The following is a 19,967-nucleotide window of genomic DNA, read 5'->3' as shown; positions in this document are numbered from 1 at the left end:
CCCGGCGGCGCCGGCCGCGGGACCGCGGCCGCCGCCGGGCACGTCAGTCCACCTCCATGGCGATGAGGTCCGGCGCCGGCGGCCGCTGCGCCAGCGCCGGAGCGTCGAGGTAGAACAGCGCCGTCGACGCGATGTCGTCGCTGGTCGGGCGGTACCGGTGCGGCAGCCCGTTGTGGTGGCCCGGGCCGATGCCGAGGCTCTGGACGGTCACGCGCAGGTCGGTGCCGAACCGGACCGGGTCGAGGACGTGCCAGCGGTACATGCCGAACCGCTGCTGGCTGACGTAGAGGCCGTCGGGCCGCAGGATCTGGTGCAGGCCGAGGTAGGGCGTGCTGAACGTCGTGTAGCCCTGCCCGGGCACGTCGAAGTTCCACGCGCCGCCGAAGTAGTCCTCGGTGCCGGTGCCGCAGATGGTGGGGAACTCGTCGTCGCCGTCGAGGTAGAACTTGAACTCGCCCTCGCCCCACCAGCCCGGGTCGTTGACGCCCCACGCCAGGTAGGTGCCGACGTAGTGGCCGGCGCCCTCGACGCCGTCGAGCACGGTGTGCACCTCGCCGCGCGGCACCGGGTGGCTGCGCCGCCACTGGGCGTGCAGGTAGGCGGCGTCGTCGGCGACGTCGCCCAGCTCGTAGTCGATCTGGTAGTAGAGGATGACCTCCTCGGCCGACACGTTCTCGAGCGTGAACCGCGCGGCGGTGCGGAACGGCATCGGCCAGTAGGTGTTGAAGCCGCCGTTCGGGTTGACCGCCACGGTCTGCGACGACACCTGGCTGAAGGTGTTCCAGCCCTGGCAGAAGAAGTCGCCCAGCGGCACCTCGACGGCCGGGGCCTCCGCGCCGTCCCAGTACATCCGCAGCACCGTGCCCCGCCACGCGCGGTGGGGCGCGGTGGTGCACCAGATGTGGGTGATGACGCCGGGCCCGTCGATCTCGCCCAGCACCGCGGTCTCGCCGGGTGCGATGCGGATGCTGGGCGAGATCTTCCAGCCCCGGCCGAGGTCACCGGCGGCCTGGGCCCCGGTGCCCTCGGTGGCCATGCCACCGCGGCCCTTCTCTCCGCTGAAGTTCTCGGCGCTGATCGAGCGGCTGACGCGGGACGATCGGCGGGCCAGCGACTGCAGGCCGGTCGGGTCGTCGAGCACGGTGACGTCTCCTTCGTCGGGCGATTGGGACTGGTCCGGCGTCACTTCAGGCCGGAGGTCTTGATGGACTCCACGATGCGGCGCTGGAAGATCGCGAACGCCAGCAGGGTCGGCACCGCCGCGACGGTGGCGGCGGCCAGGACATACTGCCAGTCGGCGGTGTTCTGCTCCTGGAAGCTGGCGATGCCCAGCTGGACCACCTGCAGGTCGGAGTCGGTCGTCGCGACCAGCGGCCAGAGGAACGCGTTCCAGTTGGCCAGGAAGAACAGCACCGCGAGGGCGGCGAAGATCGACTTGCTCAGGGGCAGGATGATCGACCAGTAGATGCGCCAGTAGCCGCACCCGTCCAGTACCGCCGCCTCCTCCAGCTCGGCCGGGATCGCCAGGTAGAACTGCCGCAGCAGGAAGATGCCGTACGCGCTGAAGATGGCCGGCAGGATCAGCCCGGCATAGCTGTTGAGCAGCCCCAGCCGGTGCACCACCAGGAACAGCGGCACCAGCACGACCGGCGCCGTCACCAGCAGCGTCGAGAAGATCCCCAGGAAGATCGCGTCGCGGCCGGGGAAGCGCAGCCGGGCCAGGGCGTAGGCGGCCATCGAGTGGAAGAACAGCGCCACGACGGTCACCGTCGCCGACACCACGAAGCTGTTGAACAGGTACCGGCCGAACGGCGCGGCGGAGAACACGTACTCGAAGTTGTCGACGGTGGGCGCCGACGGGAGCAGGTCGGTGCTGAGCACCTCGTCGGGGCCCTTGAACGAGCTGGTGACCATCCAGACCAGCGGGAACACCGTCAGGATCGTGATGACGCCCACCACGACGAACAGGGTGGACGACTTGCGGCGCCGCCACGAGGTGCGCCGGCCGGGCGCCACAGGCGGACGGGTGGCGGGACGGGGGAGGGCAGCGGTGTCACTGGGCATGGGTGAATCGGCCTCCCTTGGTGAGGGCGAACAGCAGCGCCGACCACGCCAGGAGGATCAGCACGAGGAACGACGAGATGGCGGCGGCGTAGCCGAACTCGCCGTACACGAACGCCTGCTGGTAGACGTAGTAGATGACCAGCGTGGTCGAGTTGGCCGGGCCGCCGCCGGTCAGGATCACCAGCAGGTCCAGGCCGCCGGTCATCACCGCGATGGTCGACGTCAGCAGGATGAAGAAGCTGGTCGGCTTCAGCAGCGGCCAGGTGATGTTGCGGAACGTCGTCCACGGCCCGGCCCCGTCGATGCTGGCCACCTCGTAGTACTCCCGCGGGATGTCCTGCAGACCGGCCAGGAAGATCAGCATGTAGTAGCCCATCGAGAACCAGATCGTGATCACCATGACCGTCGGCAGGGCGAAGGCCGGGTCGCCCAGCCAGGACGGCGCGGTGAGGCCGACGCGGTCCAGCAGCCGGGCGATGAAGCCGACGTCGTCGGTGAGCAGGAACTGCCAGATCAGCGCGACGACGACGAGGCTGACGACGTTGGGCGCGAACAGCGCGGTGCGGAAGAACCCCACGAGCGGGAACTTGTGCCGCACCAGCAGCGCCAGGCCCAGCCCCGACACGAACAGGCCCGGCACCAGCACCACCAGGTACAGCAGGGTGCGGCCGAGGCTGGACAGGAAGTAGGGGTCGGAGAACATGCGCTCGAAGTTGGCGAACCCGACGAAGTCGTAGCCGCCGAACCCGTCGACGCGGAAGAACGCCAGCACGATCGACAGCAGCATCGGGATCGCCACGAACACGGTCAGCCCGATGAGGTTGGGCGCCATGAACAGGTACGCCGCCCGGCGTTCCCGCCGGGCCCGCGCCGAGGCGCCGTCGGTTCTGGCCTCGTCGCCGGCGCGGTGCGCACCGGGACGGGCGGCGACCTCGGCCGGACTGGTGGTGGGTGTGCTCATGCCAGGTCCACCCCCTCGTAGGTGGTGAGGTAGGCGTCGATGGCCTGCGCCGCCGTGGCCGCCTGGTCCTCGGGGTCGCCGCCGGCCAGCTGACAGGACTGGATGGCGTCGGACACCGCCTTGTAGATGACCGGCGGGTACCGCGGCTCACCGCGTCCGGTCGGGAAGATCTCGTCGCGGAACAGCCGCATGTGCTCGCCGTCGTAGCCGCCGGCCCGGCTGCCGTACTCCAGGCTGGACCGGCGCGGCGAGACGTCGCGCTTGGCGTCGATGCACCAGTTCGCCACCCGGGCGATGCCGTCGTCGTCCATCGACCCCAGGGCCCAGGCGCAGAACCGGGCCGCCTCGTCGGGGTTGCGGCCCATGGCGTTCGCGGCGAAGGCCCAGCCGCCCAGCACCGTGGCCGACTCGCCGCCGTCGGGTACCGGCAGCGGGATGACGCCGTAATCGAAGTCGGGCGCCTTGCGCTCGAAGTCCTGGATCGACCAGATGCCGGACTGCCAGATCGAGGCGTAGCCCTCGGAGAAGGAGGTGACGATGTCGTTGGAGGCCGGCGGGACGCGCGGGGTGAGGCCGAGGTCGACGGTCTCCTTCCACAGCCGCAGCGCGCCGACGGCGCCGTCGGAGTCGAAGCCGCTGCGCCGGCCGCCGTCGGTGACGACCTCGCCGCCGCCCTGCCACATCCACGGGTACCAGACGAAATTCTGGTAGTAGTCCTGCGCGGTCGGGAAGACCAGCCCGCCCTGGCCGGCCGCGACGAGCCGGTCGCTGACGGCGATGAGGTCGTCCCAGGTGGCCGGCAGGTCGCCCTCGGACAGGCCGGCCTGTTCGAACGCCGGCCGGCTGTAGTAGAGCGCGAGGGGCTCGATCTCCATCGGCAGCGCGTAGACCTTGTCGCCGATCATGCGCGTGGCCATGTTGTCGGCGAAGAAGTCGTCGACCGCCTCCTGGGTCATGTACGGGGTGAGCTCGGCCAGCACGTTCCCGTTGAGGTAGCGGGCGATGTCGCCCGGACTGATGAGGAAGATGTCCGGGCCCTCGCCCGCGGAGAACGCGGTGGCCAGCTTCTCGCTCCCGAGGACCGGCGCGTAGACCAGCTCGATCTGCTGCTCGTTCTCGGCGTTCCAGCGATCGACGGTGTCCTGCATCCAGGCCGCCCGTGCCATGACGACGGGGTCCTCGTTCGGCGCTGGTGCGTAGAAGTTCCAGAACTGCAGGGGGTCCGACGCCGACGCGGTTCGGCTGCCGCCGCACGCGCTCAGCAGACCGGGGAGGGCGACTGCCCCGGTCAGCGCGGCGGACAGGCCGAGGAACCGCCGCCGGGACGGCCGCTCGACGGATGTGGGGCCGGGCGGGAGCCCGGGCAGGTGACCGGGTGGAGATGGCATGGCCGCTCCTCAGCAATCGATTGCTTGCTGTGACGCAGAGGTTAACCTCGTGCAACCGAGGGGTCAACACTCTGGACAGGATGAATGCCGAAATAGCTGGACATCGCTGGTCGGCGCGCCAGCCGCGCCGTTGACACGAGGAGGGCCCTCGCCTAGCGTGTGGGCAATCGATTTCTGCCGTCAGCACGACACGATGGGAGTGGCGCCGTGGCACGTATCGGCCTGTTGACGATCTCCGACGGACGTGACTTCGTGCACCGCGACATCACCGACTGGGCCCGCTCGTCGGAGGACGCGATCGCCGCGGCGCTGGAGGGCGCCGGGCACGAGGTGGTCAGGGCGCCCGAGCTGGTGTGGACCAACGAGCTGGCCTCGAGCCAGGCCCGGCTGGTTGCCGAAGCGCGCCCCGACCTCACGATCTTCAACTACTCGGTGTGGGCGTTCCCGCACTTCTCCATGCTTGCCGCCGCCTCGACGCCCGGCCCGCTGGTGCTGCTGTCGAACATCGACCCGGTGCAGCCGGGCATGGTCGGCATGCTGGCCGCGGGCGGCGCGCTCGACCAGATCGGCCGCGTCCACGGCCGCGTCTGGGGCGACGTCGCCGACCCCGCGACGCTGGAGCGGCTGCTGGTGCACGTCCGGGCGGCCCAGGCCGTCGGCGGGCTGCGCGGCAGCACGTTCGGGCGGTTCGGCGGCCGTCCGATGGGCATGTACACCGCCGTCGCCAACACCGACCAGTGGCTGGCGACGTTCGGCGTCGACGTCGAGGAGATCGACCAGTGGGAGATCGTCCGGCGCTCGGAGCTGGTGTCGCCCGCGCGTGCGCGCGAAGGGCGCGAGTGGCTGGAGAAGCACGCCAACGTCCACTACGACGGCAAGCAGCTCACGCCTGAGCTGCTGGAGCGGCAGATCCGCTCGTACCACGCGGTGCGCGAGCTGATCGACGAGTGGAACCTCGACTTCTCCGGCATCAAGGGCCAGCCGGAGCTGACCACGCACTTCACCACCATGGACGTCACCGAGGCGTTCCTCAACGACCCGTACGACTGGGAGGGCCCGAAGCCTACCCACGTCACCGCGACGGAGTCGGACATGGACGCCGCGCTGACCATGCAGATCCTCAAGCTGATCTCCGGTGACCCGGTGCTCTTCGCCGACGTGCGGCACTACCACGCCGACCGCGACATCTGGGACATGGCCAACTCCGGCCAGCACGCCACCTGGTACGCCGCCCGCAGCGACGACCCGGCCGAGAACCTGCGCCGCGTCCACCTCTACCCGGAGGTGTTCTTCTTCCCGGCCGGCGGGGCGTCCGTCCACCACATCGCCGCACCCGGTGACATGACGCTGGCCCGGCTCACGCGGCACAGCGGCCGCTACCGCATGCAGGTGGTGCGCGGCGCGTTCGAGGACTACGGCGACGAGGTCAACGAGCAGCTCGCCCGGCAGTCGACGTTCGAGTGGCCGCACGCCTTCACCCGCATGGACGTCCCGGCCGACGAGTTCCTGTCCCGGTTCGGCGCCAACCACATCCACGCCGTCCCCGGCGACTACGTGGCCGAGCTCGAGCAGGTGTGCCGCCTGCTGGACGTCGACTTCCAGCGACTGGGCGGGTAGATGGCCGAGTTCGTCCTCGGGATCGACATCGGGACGGCCAGCAGCAAGGCCGTCCTGGCGTCGACCGGCGGCGAGGTGGTCGCCGTCGAGGTCGTGGAGCACGACACCCAGCGGCCGCGGCCCGGCTGGGTCGAGCACGACGCCGACGCCGTCTGGTGGTCCGACGTGTGCGCGCTGAGCCGGCGGCTGACCGCGCGGTTCCCGGCCTCGTCCGTCGCCGCCGTGTGCGTGAGCGGCATCGGGCCGACGGCGCTGGTGGCCGGCGCCGACGGCGTGCCGCTGCGGCCGGCGATCCTCTACGGCGTCGACACCCGAGCGGTCGGGCAGGCCGCCGCGCTGTCGTCGCGGCTCGGCGAGGACGAGATCCTGGCGCGCTGCGGGTCGCGGCTGTCGTCGCAGTCGGCCGGCCCCAAGCTGGCCTGGATCCGCGAGAACGAGCCGGACGTGTGGGCACGGACCCGGTACTTCTTCATGGCCAACGGCTACGTCGTGTACCGGCTGACCGGCGAGTACGTGCTCGACCACCACTCGGCGAACCAGGCGCAGCCGCTGTACGACCGGCACCGCGGCGAGTGGATCCCGGAGTGGGCCGACGTCGTCGCGCCCGGGCTGGCGCTGCCGTCGCTGCGCTGGCCGACCGACGTCGCCGGTCACGTGACGCCGGAGGCGGCGGCCGCGACCGGGCTGCGGGCCGGCACGCCGGTCGCCGTCGGCACCATCGACGCCTGGGCCGAGGCCGAGAGCGTCGACGTGCGCCGGCCCGGCGACGTCATGGTGATGTACGGCTCGACCATGTTCTTCATCGCGGTGACGTCGTCGCCCGTCGCCCATCCGCAGCTGTGGGGCACCGCCGGCCAGCACCCCGGCCTGCACACACTGGCCGGCGGCATGGCCAGCTCCGGGTCGATCACCGGCTGGTTCCGCGACCTCACCGGCGGCCGGCCGTACCCGGAGCTCCTGGCGGCCGCCGCCGCGGTGCCGGCCGGGTCGGACGGCCTGCTGGCGCTGCCGTACTTCGACGGTGAGCGGACCCCGTTCGCCGATCCCGACGCGCGCGGCGTGCTCGCCGGGCTGTCGCTGCGGCACGGTGCCGGGCACGTCTACCGTGCGCTGCTGGAGGCGACGGCGTTCGGCGTGCGGCACAACCTGGCCGAGTTCGCCGCCGCCGGGGTCGAGGCGAAGCGGGTCGTCGCGGTCGGCGGCGGGACCCAGGGCGACCTGTGGACCGGCATCGTCAGCAGCGCCGCCGGAGTCACCCAGGAGGTGCCGGCGGTGACGGTCGGCGCGGCCTACGGCGACGCGAAGTTCGCGGCGGTGGCGATCGGGGCGGCGGACCGCGACACGGACTGGAACGGCGGCGGCGTCACCGTCGCGCCGGATCCGGCCGATGCCGCCGTGTACGACCGGCTGTTCCCGCTCTACCGGTCCCTGCACGAACAGACCGTGGACGTGCAGCACGCACTCGCCCGCGGGTGAGGGCCGGGGCTGCGGCGGTGCGACCGGTGCGACCGCAGTGCGCACCCCGCCCGGTTGGGAGGGGTCCCACCCTAGGGGCGGGCACTGACACCCCGTCGCGACCACGAGTGTCCGGCTGTTCTGTGTGGCCGGCGCTGCGATGGGTGAGCGTTTGCTGTTCCTGGAGCGACAGCAAACGCGCACCCATGCCGAACGGACGGCGAGCCGCTCCGGGAGTGTGTCGGAGGCGGCGGGTAGCCTCCGCGGATGGTGCAGCACGACGACGACGTCCCCGACGACATCGTCGAGCCGCTGCGCGAGATCTGCCTGAGCCTGCCCGACGCCTACGAGGAGCAGGCCTGGATCGGTACGCGCTGGCGGGTGCGCGGGCGGACGTTCGCGCACGTGCTGACCGTCGAGCCCGACGCCGAGTCGCCGTACGCGCGAGTGGTCGGCGCCGGCCGGGAGGTGACGGTGCTGACGTTCCGCGCGCCGCCGGAAGAGCTCGACGCGCTGGTCGCGGGCGGACCGCCGTTCTTCAAGGCCCGCTGGGGCCGCGACGTCGTCGTGCTCGCGCTGGTCGACGACATCGACTGGACCGAGATCGCCGAGCTGATGACCGAGAGCTACTGCGTCCTGGCGCCGAAGAAACTGGTGGCGCGGGTACGCCCGTCCTGATGAGGATGGCGGCATGAGCGAGACCACCACGCCGCACGTCGCCATCGTCACCGGAGCCAACGCGGGCATCGGCGCCGCCACCGCGGTCGCCCTCGGCCGCCGCGGGGTGTCCGTGCTGGTGGCGTTCTTCCGGCCGGGCGACGCCGAGGGTCAGGAGGAGGCGTACAACCGGGCCCGGCGCGGCGACGCCACCGACGTCGTCGCCGCCATCGAGGCCGCCGGCGCCCGCGCCCACGCCGTCGAGGCCGACCTCACCGACCCGGCCGCGCCCGCCCGGCTGTTCGACCTCGCCGAGCAGCACCTCGGGCCGGTCGACGTCCTGGTCAACAACGCCAGCGGCTGGGTCCAGGACACCTTCACGCCGGCGTCGACCGACCGGTTCGGCCGGCCGATGACGCAGGTCACCGAGGCGACGTTCCGGCAGCAGTTCGGCGTCGACGCCATGGCGCCGGCGCTGCTCATCGCCGAGTTCGCCCGCCGCCACGTCGCGCGCGGCGGCACCTGGGGGCGCATCGTCGGGCTCACCTCCGGCGGCCAGCACGGCTTCCCCACCGAGGTGTCGTACGGCGCGGCCAAGGCGGCGCAGGAGAACTACACGATGTCCGCGTCGATCGAACTGGCGCCGTACGGCGTCACCGCGAACATCGTCTACCCGCCGGTCACCGACACCGGCTGGGTCACCGACGAGGTCCGGGCCGCCGTCGCCGCCAGCAACGACCACACCCACGTCGCCACCCCTGGGGAGGTGGCCGAGGTCATCGCCTGGGTGGTGTCCGAGGAGGCGAAGCTGCTGACCGGCAGCGTCGTGCGGCTGCGCTGATCAGCTCTCGGCGCGGCCCGTGCGCCAGTAGCCCATGAACGAGACGGCGCCCTTGTCGATGCCGCGCTCGCGGACGAGGTGCCGGCGGATGGTCTTGACGGCGCCGGCCTCGCCGGCGATCCAGGCGTAGGCGCTGCTGCCGGCCGCCGCGGCGACCTCCCAGAGCACCTCGAGGTCGATGTCGACGGTGTCGACGGCGCTCGCGTCGAGCGCGGCGGCACGGGCGCCGCGGCCGAACTCGGCCGCGCAGACCGCCTCGACCAGCAGCTCGCCGTTCGCCGCGACGGTGCCGTCCGGGCGGCGCCGGGCCAGCCAGGTGATCTCGGCCTGCTCGGGCGCGAGCAGCGGCAGCGCGTCGCCGGCCTCGGGAACCTCGAGGAAGACCTGGATCCGGGCCCCGGGATCGATCGTGCCGCGCAGCCGCTCGAGGATGCCCGACACCGCCGGGACCGCCGTCTCGTCGCCGGCGATGAGCAGGTCGCGGACGTCGACCGGCGGGCACCACTCGTGGCCCTGGCAGTCCGCGCCATACAGCCGGTTCGGGCCGATCAGCGCGACCTCCTGACCGACCGTCGCGCGGGCCGCCCACGCCGACGCCGGGCCGGCGTCGCCGTGCAGCGCGAAGTCGACGTCGACCTCGCGCTGCGCCGGCCGGACGGCCCGGATGGTGTAGGTGCGCAAGGTGCCGCGGACCTCCGGGTCCATGGCCCGGTACTGCGCGTACCAGTCGCTGGTCTCGCCGCCGGGCAGCCCCTGGCCGGGGCGCGGCAGGTAGAGCTTGATGCGCTGGTCGGGGCCGTCGTGACCGAACTCGTCGAGGTCGCCACCGGTGAACGTGATGCGCAGGAAGCACGGCGTGAGCTGCTGGACGCGAGCGACGGTCACCCGGAACGGGCGCCAGGCCGGCACGTCGGCGGCGCGCCGGACGGCACGCTCGGTGGTCGCGATGGTCATCGAGTCCCCGTGTGAAGGATGCTTAGCCTTACTTAGGGGAGGCTAACCGATGGATTCCTTGATCGCACCCCCGGCCCGCGGATTTCCGTTCAGCCGCGCGCGCCGGCCGGGTTCGGGTCGTCGCCCGGATAGGTGCCGTGGCCCTCGCGCACCAGTGCGCCGTCGAAGATCAGCACCTCGTTGACCAGCACGTCCTTCTGGTTGCGGTAAGTGATGACGATGGCGCTGACGCCCACGGAGACCGCCTCGACGGTGAACCGCAGGTCGGGGATGAGGCGCAGCCCCTCCGTCCAGTACCGGCGCAGGTCGTCCTTGCCGCGGAGCACGCCACCGGACTCCGGCAGCACCCGTGTGGCGACCGGAGAGGTGAACACGACGTCGTCGTGGAAGTGCCGCAGGACCGCCTCGACGTCGTGAGCGTTCCAGGCGGCGGCCCACTCGCGGGCGAAGGCGTGCGGATCGGGTGTCGTCATGCCCCGGATTATGCCGTGGACAGCCTCGTTACCCTGGTTCGGTGCTGACTTCCTCGCTGACCGAGCTGCCCGACCACGCCGCCGTCGTCGCTCACAGCGCGGACCACCCGTTCGCCCGCTGGCACCACTCGGCCGCGGGGTTCGAGCGGGCCTGGGCTTACGGCGAGGCCGTCGGCTGGACGGTGACCGGCCGGCACGGTCCCGTGCTGGTGGCGATCGGCGACGGCGCCGACGCGGGCCGGCTGGTGACGGCGGCGCTGTCGCTGGTCCCGGCGGTGGCGCGGGCCGTCGTCACCCGGGATGCGCTGCCGCACGTCGACGCGGCGCTGGGCGAGGGCGACGACTGGGACTGGTTCTGGACGACGTCGGCACCGCAGCCGCGGCCGGGCGAGTCGGCCGTCGTCCGGCTCGGTCCCGCGGACGTCGACGACCTCGCGCACCTGCTGCGGGTGTCGTCGCCGCGGACGTCCGCCCAGGCCGACGACCCGAGCGTGCGCACCTGGTTCGGTGTGCGCGACGGCGCGGGGACGCTGGTGGCGTGCGCGGCGGAGCACGAGGAGGCGCCGGGCGTCTGGCACCTGCGGGCGATCGCCACGCATCCGTCGTACCGCGGCCGGGGCCTCGGCGCCGACGTCACCGCCGCCGTCACCCGCGCCGGACTGACGGCGGGCGCGGCCGCCGTGACGCTCGGCATGTACGCCGACAACGACATCGCCCGCCGGATGTACGAACGCCTCGGCTTCCGCGTCGGCCAGGCCTTCGCCACGCGCGCCGTCGTCCGCTGACCCCGTCGTCGCCGGGGCGGCGGTCAGAGGGCGGCGATCGTCCAGGTGGTCTCGTGCGTCTGGCCCGGCTCGAGGACGATCAGGTCGGTGCCGGAGTTGAACGCGTCGGGCGGGCAGGTCATCGGCTCGACCGCGAGGCCGGCCCGGTGGCCGGACTCGCCGGGCCGGTCGGCGGTGTGGATCTGCACCCACGGGCACTGCGCCGCTACCCACGAGCACACCACGCCGCCGCCGTCGGCGGCCCGGACGACCACCCGCGCCACGCCGTCGGCGTCGGTCGTCAGCCCGGTGAACGCGTGGTCGATGAAGAGGTCGCCGAGCACCCGGGGCGTGCGGAAGTCGAACCCGGCCGACTCGACCTTCTCGACCGCGAGCGGGAGCAGGCGGTCGGGCGTGACCGCGAGGTACTCGGCGGCGGGCAGCTCCAGCGACCAGTCGTCCACCCGGCCCGCACCGGCCACCAGGTACGGGTGCGGCGCGGTGCCGTAGGGCGCCGGGCCGTCGCCGGTGTTGGTGGCGGCGACGGTCCAGTGCAGGCCGGCGTCGTCCAGGGAGTAGCGCACGCGGAGGTCCAGCGGGTGCGGGTAACCGGTGAACGGCACCAGCCGGTGCGTCAGCTCCACCGCGGACGACGACCGCGGCTCGACGTCCCAGCGGACCCAGGTGACCAGCCCGTGCAGCGCGTTGCCGCGGGCGGGCTCGGTGAGCGGGAGCTGCCGCTGCTCGCCGGCGAAGGTGTAGGTGCCGTCCTCGATGCGGTTGGGCCACGGCGCCAGCACCGCGCCGCGGTGGTTGGGCCGGATCTCGTCGGCGCCGAACCCCACCACCAGCGGCCGGTCGTCGTGGCGCAGCTCGCGCAGGGTGGCGCCGACCTCGGTGACGACGGCGGTGTAGGGGCCGTGCCGCAGTTCGACCTGGATACCGCTGGGGCTCACTGGGTGCTCTCCTCGATGCCTGCGCCCGCGGCCGGGCGGACGGTGAAGACGGACGGTGGCGCGTAGCCGTGCTGGTCGAACGCGGCCCGGACGGCGTCGCTCACCCGGGCCTCGTCGGCCGCGGCGGTCAGCGCGATGACCGAGCCGCCGAAGCCGCCGCCGGTCATCCTCGCACCCAGCGCCCCGGCCGACAGCGCCGCCTCCACCGCGGTGTCGACCTCGGCCACGGTGATCTCGTAGTCGTCGCGCATCGAGGCGTGCGACGCGGTGAGCAGCGGGCCGATCTCGCCGGGCCGGCCGGCGCGCAACAGCGCGACGGTGTCGAGGACGCGTGCGTTCTCGGTGAGCACGTGCCGCACCCGCCGCACCATGACGTCGTCGTCGAGCTTGCTGACCACGTCGCCGACCGGCTCGTCCTGCACCTCGCGCAGCGTCTGGACGCCCAGCAGCGCGGCGGCCGCCTCGCAGGTGGCCCGGCGGGCGCCGTAGCCGCCGTCGGTGTGCTCGTGATGCACCTTGGTGTCGACGACGACCAGGCTCAGCCCGGCGGCGGCGAGGTCGCACGGCACCGGCTCGGCCGTCATGGCCCGGGCGTCGAACAGGATGACGTGGCCGTCCTGCCCGTAGAGCGAGGCCATCTGGTCCATCGCGCCGGTGGGCGCGCCGACGTAGTGGTTCTCGGCCCGCTGCACCAGCAGCGCCAGCGTCGTGCGGTCCAGGCCCAGCCCGTGCAGGTCGTTCAGCGTGACGGCGACGGCGCACTCCAGCGCGTGCGACGACGACAGCCCGGCGCCGGACGGCACGGTGCTGTCGACCCGCACGTCGGCGCCCGGCACGTCGTGCCCGGCGTCGCGCAGCGCCCAGAACACGCCGGCCACGTACGCCGCCCAGCCGGTGACGTCGCCGGGGGAGCTGTCGACGGCGAACCGTGCCGGCTCGGTGCCCGGCGCGGTGGACGCCGCCACGACCGTGCCGTCCTCGCGGGTGCGCACGTGCGCCGTCGTCCGGGCCGGGATGGCCAGCGGCAGCGCGAAGCCGCCGTTGTAGTCGGTGTGCTCGCCGATGAGGTTGACCCGGCCGGGCGCGGAGCCCGTCCGTTCGCTCACCGCTGCAGGAACGTCCACGCGTCCTCCACGATCGTGTCCAGGCCGTGCTCCGGCCGCCAGCCGAGGTCGGCCGCGATGCGCTCGGCCGACGCCACCAGCACCGGCGGGTCGCCGGCGCGCCGGTCCTTGTCGTTGGTGGGCACCGGGTGGCCGGTGACCCGCCGCACGGCCTCGACGACCTCGCGGACGGAGTACCCGGTGCCGGAGCCCAGGTTGTAGATGCGGTGCTGCCCGGCCGCCTCGGCGGTGCCGGTCCAGTCCAGCGCCAGCAGGTGCGCCCGGCCGAGGTCCTCGACATGCAGGTAGTCGCGGACCGCGGTGCCGTCGGGCGTCGGGTAGTCGGTGCCGTAGACGTCGACGGCGTCGCGCCGCCCGGCCGGGACCATCAGCACGTTCGGGATGAGGTGCGTCTCGGGGTCGTGCCGCTCGCCGTACCGGCCGAGCGCACCGCCGACGTTGAAGTAGCGCAGGCTGACGGCGGCGAGGTCGTGCGCCCGCGCCTCGCCGGCCAGGGCGTGGTCGACGGCGAGCTTGCTCTGGCCGTAGGGGTTGATCGGCACGGCCGGGGTGTCCTCGGTGATCGGGCTGACCTCGGGCTGGCCGTACGTGGCCGCCGTCGACGAGAACACCAGCCGCCGCACGCCCGCCGCCCGCATGGCGTCGAGCAGCCGCAGCGTCCCGCCGACGTTGTTCCACCAGTACAGCTCCGGCTCCGCCACCGACTGGCCGACCAGCGACCGGGCGGCGAAGTGCAGGACCGCGTCGAAGCTCGGGTCGAGCACATCGGCGGCCTCGTCGAGGCCCGCGCGCACGAACCGCGCGCCGTCGGGCACCGCGTCCTCGTGACCGGTGAGCAGGCTGTCGAGCACCACCACGTCGTGGCCGGCGGCCAGCAGCTGCGACCCGACCACCGAGCCGATGTACCCGGCGCCGCCGGTGACCAGCAGCTTCATCGGACCTCCACCTCTCGCAGCCGGGCCGCCACGTCCTCGGGCAGCACGTCGGTGATGAACGCGCCCATGCCCGACTCGGAGCCGGCCAGGTACTTCAGCTTGTCGGCCGCCCGCTTGATCGAGAACACCTGCAGGTGCAGGTAGGCGAGGTCGCGGCCGGCCCGCACCGGCGCCTGGTGCCAGGCGGCGATGTAGGGGAGCGGCGCGTCGTAGAGCGCGTCGAACCGGCGCAGCACGTCGAGGTAGAGCGTGACGAACTCGTCGCGCTCGGCGTCGTCGAGGTCGCCGATCGCGGCCAGCTGCCGGTGCGGGTACAGGTGCACCTCCACCGGCCAGCGCGCCGCGGCCGGCACGAACGCCGTCCAGTGCTCGGTCTGCCCGACGACGCGGGTCTGCGCGGCGCGCTCCTCGGCGAGCACGTCGGCGAACAGGTTGCGGCCGGTGCGGTCGCGGTGCTCGCGCGCGGACTGCAGCATGCGCGTCGTGCGCGGCGTGACGTACGGGTAGGCGTAGATCTGCCCGTGCGGATGCGAGAGCGTGACGCCGATCTCCTGGCCGCGGTTCTCGAAGCAGAACACCTGCTCGACGCCGGGGAGGCTGGACAGCTCTGCGGTGCGGTCGGCCCAGGCCTCCACGACGAGCCGCGCCTGGTCGGGCGCGAGGGTGGCGAACGAGGCGTTGTGGTCGCTGCTGAAGACCAGGACCTCGCAGCGGCCGACGCCGGGCCGGACGGGGACCAGCTCGGTGCCGGTCTCGGTGGTCGTCGCGTGCGTCGACAGGCTGGGGAAGCGGTTCTCGAACGCGACGACGTCGTACTCGCCGGACGGGATCTCCGTCGGCCGCTCCGGGGTCGAGGCGCAGAGCGGGCACAGGTCCTTGGGCGGCAGGAAGGTGCGGGTCTGCCGATGCCCGGCCATCGCCACCCACTCGGCCAGGATCGGGTCGAAGCGCAGCTGCGACGTGGTGCTCACCGGCGGCAGGTCGCGCGGGTCGTCGAGCCGGTGCGCGGCGTCGTCGCGCCGGTCGAAGTAGATGATCTCGCGGCCGTCGGCCAGCCGCGCCGTCGTGCGTTTCATACCGGTCCGTTCTCTGGGGTGACCACGATGAGGTCGCCGACCTCCTCGGCGAGGACGTCGCGGGCGTCGGCGGGCAGGCCGTCGTCGGTGACCAGCACGTCGGCGTCGTCGAGCGTCGCGATGGTGCTGAGGCCGACCGTGCCCCACTTCGTGTGGTCGGCCACGACGACCAGCCTCCGGCCGGCGGCGACGAGCGCGCGGTCGGTCTCGGCCTCGAGCAGGTTCGGCGTGGTGAACCCGGCGCGGGCGTCGATGCCGTGCACGCCCAGGAACACGACGTCGAGATGCAAGTGGTGCAGGGACGCGACGGCGACCGGCCCGACCAGGGCGTCGGACGGCGTGCGCACCCCGCCGGTGAGGACGACGTCGAGGTCGGTGCGGTCGTCGTCGTGCAGCTCATCGGCGATGCGGATCGAGTTGGTGACGACGGTGAGCCGCGGAATCGTGCGCAGCCGCCGGGCCAGCGTCCACGTCGTGGTGCCGGCCGACAGACCGACGGCCGACCCCGGCTCGACCAGTGCGGCGGCGGCGCCGGCGATGGCCTCCTTCTCCGCCTGCTGGCGCAGCTGCTTGGCCCGGAAGCCGGGCTCGTCGGTGCTGGGCGAGCGCTTCGACGTGGCGCCCCCGTGCACCTTGTCGAGCGCACCGCGCGCGACCAGCGCGTCGAGGTCGCGGCGGATCGTCATCTCCGACACGCCGAACCGGGCGGCCAGCTCGCCCACCGTGGCGGCACCGCGGCGCCGGACCTCGTCCAGGACGAGCGACTGCCGTTCGGCCGCCAGCATGCCGCGCCCTTCTGTGCGAACGTGTTCGATCGTGTGCTTTCACGATAGCATGCGTGACCTCGGCTCCCCGTCCCCCTGCTGCCGGGCAGCTATCAGGGGGACGGGGAGGATGTGGGCACGCCTCACGCTTGGCGTGCCCGTTACGCGTGCTTTGTCGGGTCGTGGACGGCGATGATCATCCAGGATCGCCGACATCACGAGGATTCCGCGAGCATCAACATGTCTGTAGGCGTGTTGACGCTGGGATAATCCTCGTGATGGCCCCCGAATCACGGTGAAATCTCACCAGGCGGACGCTGAACGACACCAACGTCACACCGTGACGGGGCCAACGACGCGGAAGCCGTCGCCAGACTCCCCCCGTCCCCCTGATAGCTGCCCGTTCTTCGGCCGCGGGCGCGCGGGTCAAGCGGTCATCGCCGGCGCGAAGCGCCTCCATAGTCCGCTTGAGGCGCGCGTGCGCGGCCAAGACAATCGGGCAGCAGGGGACGGGGCCAACGCCACGAACGCCAAACCGACGCGGGCGACTGCACGGACGACCGCCGGATTGCGCCGCGCGGACCTGGGAGTAATCCAGGTGCGCCGACGCCGCCGCCGCGCCTACCGTGCGCGCATGACGACCGAACTGCTCAGCACTCTGGGCGACCGGAAGCGGCTGGCCGTGCTCGGCGCGCTGTGCGCGGAGCCGGGTGCGCCCACCGTCGCCGGCCTGCGGGAGCGTACCGGCCTGTCCGAGCGGGACGTGCAGCGGGCGCTGGCGGTGCTCGGCGGCGCCGGGCTGGTCCGGCGCGACGACGCCGGGTTGAGCGCCGACCTCGAGCCGATCCGCGCGGCGGCCGCCGCGGCCGTCGCGGCGACGCCGATCGGGCGGGTGGCCGCGCGGTTCCCGCGCCTGGACGGCTGCCTGAAGAACGGCCGCGTCGCCACCATCCCGGCCGACGACGGCCTCAAGGCCGAGCTCGGCCGGCTGGTGATGGCCGCCCTGCCGCGGCGCGACACCTACACCGAGCGCGAGCTCACCGCCGTCCTGCGCGAGCTGGGCGACGAGCCGGTCGCGCTGCGCCGGCTGCTGGTCGACCTGCGCCTGGTCGAGCGTGACCCCGACGGCTCGCGCTACTGGCCCGCGGCCTGAAGCGACGGCGGCGGCCCGCCGGTGGACTCGCGGCGGATCAGCTGGTGGTCGACCACCAGCTGGGCGGGCTCGGCCGGCCGTAGCCCCTCGAGCCGGCCGACGAGCAGGTCGACGGCGAGGTCGGCGATGTCGTCCTTGGCCGGCCGCACGGTGGTGAGCGTGGGGTTGGAGTAGCTCGCCTCCTCGATGTCGTCGAAGCCCACCACGGCGACGTCGTCGGGCACGCGGATGCCGCGCAGCCGCAGCGCGTGCATGGCGCCGATCGCCATGAGGTCGCTGAAGCAGAACAGCGCGTCGGGCAGCGGGCCGGCGTCGACGAGGTGCCGGACCGCCTCGGCGCCGGACTGCCGCAGCAGCCGCGTCGTGGGGACGACGACGGCGTGGTCGGCCAGGCCGGCGTCGGCCAGGGCCGCGCGGTAGCCGGCCATCCGCAGCGTGCCGGTGCCCGTCGGCCGGTCGACCGGGCCGCCGAGTGCCGCGATGCGTCGCCGGCCCAGCTCCAGCAGGTGCTCGGTGGCCTCGCGGGCGGCGCGGACGTTGTCGATGATCACGTGGTCGACCGACGAGGGCAGCTCCCGCTCGCCGAGCAGCACCATCGGCGTGCTGCCGGCCGCCGCGGCGAGATCGGCGGGCGGCATCGACAGCGGGCTGAAGATGAGGCCGTCGATGACCCGCTGCCGCAGCCCGCCGGCGATCATCCGCTCGCGCTGCTCGAGGCCGTCGGTCTGGTCGATGAGGATGGTGAACCCGCGCTTCTCGGCCGCCTCGGTGACGTAGCGGGCCAGCTCGGCGAAGTACGGCGAGGACAGGTTCGGCACCGCCAGCGCGATGACCCCGGTGCGCCCGGTGCGCAGCGTCCGGGCCGTCGTGTTGGGGACGTACCCCAGCTCCTCGATGGCGCGGCGCACCCGGGCGCGCAGCTCAGGCGACACGTGCTCGTAGTCGTTGACGACGTTCGACACGGTCTTCTGCGACACGCCCGCGAGACGAGCGACGTCGACCATGCGCGGACGCGACACCGCACCCTCCCGGATCGGACCCTGCTCGGCACCGATCGTCTCACGACCAGGTACCGAGCGCTTTACATCGAAGTATACTTCGTAGTACAACCCTGCCACGGTCTTTCGGCCGCACCGTCCGGTGCGGCCGTCCTGCAACGAGGTAGGTGCCCGTGAGCAGAGAACAGAACCCGATCAGCCGCCGGCGGTTGTTGCGGTCCGCCGGCCTGCTCGCCGGTGTGGCCGGCGCGTTCGGCCTCGCGGCCTGCGACACCGCGCCGTCGGGCGCCGGAGGTCCGTCGGGTGGCGGCGGCCCGAGCGCCGGCGGAGCCGGGGGACCGACCGGCGGCACCAGCGGCGGCACCGGCCCGCTGCTGTGGTGGGACCAGTTCAACCCGCTGCAGGACCTGCAGAAGGCGACGTTCGAGCGGTTCACCGCCGACGGCGGCCCCGAGGTCCAGTACACGGTCTACAACCCCGCCGAGCAGGGCCAGGCGTTGCAGCTGGCGCAGGGCAGCGGGCAGCTGCCGGACGTGTTCACGCTGGCCGGTGTCGGCGTGCCGGCGGCGGTGCTGCGCGACCAGGGCTGGTTCTCGCCGCTGTCGACCGGCGACGCCATCCGCGACGCGCTGCCCGAGGGCAGCCTGGTGCCCGGCATCCACGTCTTCGACGACCAGGTGTACTCGTTCTCGATCTTCAGCTTCCGCCAGTACGAGACGCTGCTGTGGTTCAACCGCGGCCTGCTCGAGCGGGCCGGCGTCGATCCCGAGCAGCCGCCGGCGTCCTGGGACGACCTGCGGGCGGCCGCCCGCGCGGTGCAGGACGCCGGGTCGTCCGGGCTGATCCTGCCGCTGCAGTTCCCCGACCGGCTGCAGGCGTTCGTGCTCGAGCTGGCCCAGACGGCCGGCTTCCCCGGGTCCCGCGAGAGCGGCACCAACGGCATCGACCTCACCACCGGCGAGTACCGCTTCCACGACGACGCGTTCGTCGAGGCCATCGAGTTCCTGCTGTCGTTCCAGCAGGACGGCCTGCTGTTCCCGGCCAGCACGTCGCTGGACGCGCGGTCCGGCCGCGCCCGGTGGGCGGCCGACGGCGCCGGATTCTTCCTGGACGGCCCGTACTGCGCCGGCGTCGTGGCCGGCGACTTCGCCGCGTTCCTGCCGCAGCTCGGCGTCGGCGCGATCCCTACGCCCGGCGGTGACGCCCCGGTGCTCACCCGCCCGCCGACCGGCGGGACGTTCTGGGCGTCCGGCCAGAGCGACCAGGTGGACCAGGTGTCGGAGCTGCTGACCTACCTGGTCGACGAGGAGTACCAGCGCGGGCTGGCCGAGGCCATGGACCAGCCGCCGCTCGACCTCGCCGCCGTCGCGGGCTCCGACGCCCACGAGACGTACAAGCAGTGCATCGAGTTCTTCGCCGAGCAGGTGTTCCTGGGTCCGTCGCCGCAGGCCCGGGCCGGCGTGACGGCGGTCGAGGCGGCCATGACGCCGGTCCAGCCGACGCTGGGCGACATCGTCCAGGGCGCGTTCAGCGGTCAGGTCGACGACGTCCGCGGCGCGCTGCGGACGCTGAGCGACGGGATGACGCGGGCGCGCGAGGCGGCCATCGCCCAGGTCGGCGGCGACGTGACGGCGGAGTCGTGGGCCTTCCCGGACTGGTCGCCGGGGACCGACTTCGGGCCGGAGGAGTACGCCGGATGAGTGCCCCCGCCGGCGTGCGTCCCCCGGCGGCGGCGGGCCCGGCCCGGACCGACCCGCCGCGCCGGCGCCGCCAGGGCCTGGCCGGCG

Annotated in this window: 19 protein-coding genes; 7 read left to right on the top strand and 12 right to left on the bottom strand. The window is 73.0% G+C overall.

Annotated elements, in window-relative coordinates:
• Positions 1–43: 43 nt before the first annotated feature.
• From DY240_RS13545 to DY240_RS13530, 4 genes are read right to left on the bottom strand one after another with little or no spacing between them, the layout of a single operon-like run.
• Positions 44–1,141, bottom strand: coding sequence for a glycoside hydrolase family 172 protein (locus DY240_RS13545; protein ID WP_199701450.1), 1,098 nt, complete (start codon positions 1,139–1,141; stop codon positions 44–46).
• A gap of 41 nt (positions 1,142–1,182) precedes the next feature.
• On the bottom strand, positions 1,183–2,064 hold the full coding sequence (locus DY240_RS13540) for a carbohydrate ABC transporter permease (RefSeq protein ID WP_119660401.1): 882 nt from the start codon (positions 2,062–2,064) through the stop codon (positions 1,183–1,185).
• Positions 2,054–3,025 (bottom strand): carbohydrate ABC transporter permease, encoded by a 972-nt coding sequence (locus tag DY240_RS13535; RefSeq protein ID WP_119660400.1) that lies wholly within the window; start codon positions 3,023–3,025, stop codon positions 2,054–2,056. The genes DY240_RS13540 and DY240_RS13535 overlap by 11 nt, the downstream gene beginning before the upstream one ends.
• On the bottom strand, positions 3,022–4,413 hold the full coding sequence (locus DY240_RS13530) for an ABC transporter substrate-binding protein (RefSeq protein ID WP_119660399.1): 1,392 nt from the start codon (positions 4,411–4,413) through the stop codon (positions 3,022–3,024). Before DY240_RS13530 ends, DY240_RS13535 begins: the two co-directional genes overlap by 4 nt.
• A 207-nt stretch (positions 4,414–4,620) precedes the next feature.
• Between DY240_RS13530 and DY240_RS13525 the strand changes: the two genes are divergently transcribed.
• From DY240_RS13525 to DY240_RS13510, 4 genes are all read left to right on the top strand, one after another.
• Positions 4,621–6,030 (top strand): L-fucose/L-arabinose isomerase family protein, encoded by a 1,410-nt coding sequence (locus DY240_RS13525; protein ID WP_119660398.1) that lies wholly within the window; start codon positions 4,621–4,623, stop codon positions 6,028–6,030.
• Positions 6,031–7,506 (top strand): FGGY-family carbohydrate kinase, encoded by a 1,476-nt coding sequence (locus tag DY240_RS13520; protein WP_119660397.1) that lies wholly within the window; start codon positions 6,031–6,033, stop codon positions 7,504–7,506.
• Between the two features lie 246 nt (positions 7,507–7,752).
• Positions 7,753–8,163, top strand: coding sequence for an MmcQ/YjbR family DNA-binding protein (locus DY240_RS13515; RefSeq protein ID WP_119660396.1), 411 nt, complete (start codon positions 7,753–7,755; stop codon positions 8,161–8,163).
• Between the two features lie 13 nt (positions 8,164–8,176).
• Positions 8,177–8,983, top strand: a complete 807-nt coding sequence (locus DY240_RS13510; RefSeq protein WP_119660395.1) for an SDR family NAD(P)-dependent oxidoreductase — start codon at positions 8,177–8,179, stop codon at positions 8,981–8,983.
• Here the strand turns inward: DY240_RS13510 and DY240_RS13505 are convergent, their stop codons facing one another.
• Together DY240_RS13505 and DY240_RS13500 are read right to left on the bottom strand one after the other, a co-directional pair.
• Positions 8,984–9,937: a siderophore-interacting protein gene (locus DY240_RS13505; RefSeq protein ID WP_119660394.1), complete on the bottom strand. Its 954-nt coding sequence runs from the start codon at positions 9,935–9,937 to the stop codon at positions 8,984–8,986.
• 89 nt (positions 9,938–10,026) lie between these two features.
• Complete coding sequence (locus DY240_RS13500) at positions 10,027–10,410, bottom strand: nuclear transport factor 2 family protein (protein WP_119660393.1); 384 nt, start codon at positions 10,408–10,410, stop codon at positions 10,027–10,029.
• Positions 10,411–10,451: 41 nt separating this feature from the next.
• Here DY240_RS13500 and DY240_RS13495 point away from each other — a divergent pair, with 41 nt between their 5' ends.
• Entirely contained in the window at positions 10,452–11,195 is a 744-nt protein-coding gene (locus DY240_RS13495; RefSeq protein ID WP_119660392.1) for a GNAT family N-acetyltransferase, read from the top strand.
• Positions 11,196–11,218: 23 nt separating this feature from the next.
• Here DY240_RS13495 and DY240_RS13490 read toward each other — a convergent pair whose 3' ends face one another.
• Genes DY240_RS13490 through DY240_RS13470 form a run of 5 tightly spaced genes read right to left on the bottom strand, consistent with a single transcriptional unit; the run spans position 11,219 to position 16,050 of the window.
• A complete protein-coding gene (locus DY240_RS13490) occupies positions 11,219–12,130 on the bottom strand; it encodes an aldose 1-epimerase family protein (RefSeq protein WP_119660391.1) in 912 nt (303 codons plus the stop codon).
• Positions 12,127–13,236, bottom strand: coding sequence for a galactokinase (gene galK / locus DY240_RS13485; RefSeq protein ID WP_119660390.1), 1,110 nt, complete (start codon positions 13,234–13,236; stop codon positions 12,127–12,129). Before galK ends, DY240_RS13490 begins: the two co-directional genes overlap by 4 nt.
• Positions 13,233–14,189, bottom strand: coding sequence for a UDP-glucose 4-epimerase GalE (galE, locus tag DY240_RS13480; protein ID WP_119660389.1), 957 nt, complete (start codon positions 14,187–14,189; stop codon positions 13,233–13,235). The genes galK and galE overlap by 4 nt, the downstream gene beginning before the upstream one ends.
• Positions 14,186–15,265 carry a galactose-1-phosphate uridylyltransferase gene (gene galT / locus DY240_RS13475; RefSeq protein ID WP_119660388.1) on the bottom strand — a complete coding sequence of 360 codons (1,080 nt, stop codon included), beginning with the start codon at positions 15,263–15,265 and terminating at the stop codon, positions 14,186–14,188. The genes galE and galT overlap by 4 nt, the downstream gene beginning before the upstream one ends.
• Positions 15,262–16,050, bottom strand: coding sequence for a DeoR/GlpR family DNA-binding transcription regulator (locus tag DY240_RS13470; protein ID WP_119660387.1), 789 nt, complete (start codon positions 16,048–16,050; stop codon positions 15,262–15,264). Before DY240_RS13470 ends, galT begins: the two co-directional genes overlap by 4 nt.
• Before the next feature lie 613 nt (positions 16,051–16,663).
• On the opposite strand from DY240_RS13470, the gene DY240_RS32850 reads away from it, so the two are divergent.
• On the top strand, positions 16,664–17,182 hold the full coding sequence (locus DY240_RS32850; protein WP_199701447.1) for a DUF2087 domain-containing protein: 519 nt from the start codon (positions 16,664–16,666) through the stop codon (positions 17,180–17,182).
• Here the strand turns inward: DY240_RS32850 and DY240_RS13460 are convergent.
• The gene (locus tag DY240_RS13460; protein ID WP_119660402.1) at positions 17,164–18,186 is read right to left on the bottom strand and encodes a LacI family DNA-binding transcriptional regulator; all 1,023 of its coding nucleotides are present in this window, start codon (positions 18,184–18,186) and stop codon (positions 17,164–17,166) included. The two genes, DY240_RS32850 and DY240_RS13460, sit on opposite strands and share 19 nt — an antisense overlap.
• 167 nt (positions 18,187–18,353) lie before the next feature.
• Between DY240_RS13460 and DY240_RS13455 the strand changes: the two genes are divergently transcribed.
• Positions 18,354–19,880 (top strand): ABC transporter substrate-binding protein, encoded by a 1,527-nt coding sequence (locus tag DY240_RS13455; RefSeq protein WP_119660386.1) that lies wholly within the window; start codon positions 18,354–18,356, stop codon positions 19,878–19,880.
• The last annotated feature ends 87 nt before the right edge of the window (positions 19,881–19,967 follow it).

It is taken from the genome of Jiangella rhizosphaerae, assembly GCF_003579925.1.
Classification (GTDB): Bacteria; Actinomycetota; Actinomycetes; order Jiangellales; family Jiangellaceae; genus Jiangella; species Jiangella rhizosphaerae.
The sequence above is the reverse complement of the archived record's forward strand: the minus strand, read 5'-3'. Positions and strand labels throughout refer to the sequence as shown.

What these genes read in the sequence shown, in the direction of transcription:
- DY240_RS13500 (WP_119660393.1), bottom strand. Translation starts at nt 10,410, where the DNA reads ATGACGACACCCGATCCGCACGCCTTCGCCCGCGAGTGGGCCGCCGCC.
- DY240_RS13535 (WP_119660400.1), bottom strand. Translation starts at nt 3,025, where the DNA reads ATGAGCACACCCACCACCAGTCCGGCCGAGGTCGCCGCCCGTCCCGGT.
- DY240_RS13515 (WP_119660396.1), top strand. Translation starts at nt 7,753, where the DNA reads ATGGTGCAGCACGACGACGACGTCCCCGACGACATCGTCGAGCCGCTG.
- DY240_RS32850 (WP_199701447.1), top strand. Translation starts at nt 16,664, where the DNA reads ATGACGACCGAACTGCTCAGCACTCTGGGCGACCGGAAGCGGCTGGCC.
- galT (WP_119660388.1), bottom strand. Translation starts at nt 15,265, where the DNA reads ATGAAACGCACGACGGCGCGGCTGGCCGACGGCCGCGAGATCATCTAC.
- DY240_RS13540 (WP_119660401.1), bottom strand. Translation starts at nt 2,064, where the DNA reads ATGCCCAGTGACACCGCTGCCCTCCCCCGTCCCGCCACCCGTCCGCCT.
- DY240_RS13460 (WP_119660402.1), bottom strand. Translation starts at nt 18,186, where the DNA reads ATGGTCGACGTCGCTCGTCTCGCGGGCGTGTCGCAGAAGACCGTGTCG.
- DY240_RS13520 (WP_119660397.1), top strand. Translation starts at nt 6,031, where the DNA reads ATGGCCGAGTTCGTCCTCGGGATCGACATCGGGACGGCCAGCAGCAAG.
- DY240_RS13530 (WP_119660399.1), bottom strand. Translation starts at nt 4,413, where the DNA reads ATGCCATCTCCACCCGGTCACCTGCCCGGGCTCCCGCCCGGCCCCACA.
- DY240_RS13470 (WP_119660387.1), bottom strand. Translation starts at nt 16,050, where the DNA reads ATGCTGGCGGCCGAACGGCAGTCGCTCGTCCTGGACGAGGTCCGGCGC.
- galE (WP_119660389.1), bottom strand. Translation starts at nt 14,189, where the DNA reads ATGAAGCTGCTGGTCACCGGCGGCGCCGGGTACATCGGCTCGGTGGTC.
- DY240_RS13505 (WP_119660394.1), bottom strand. Translation starts at nt 9,937, where the DNA reads ATGACCATCGCGACCACCGAGCGTGCCGTCCGGCGCGCCGCCGACGTG.
- DY240_RS13510 (WP_119660395.1), top strand. Translation starts at nt 8,177, where the DNA reads ATGAGCGAGACCACCACGCCGCACGTCGCCATCGTCACCGGAGCCAAC.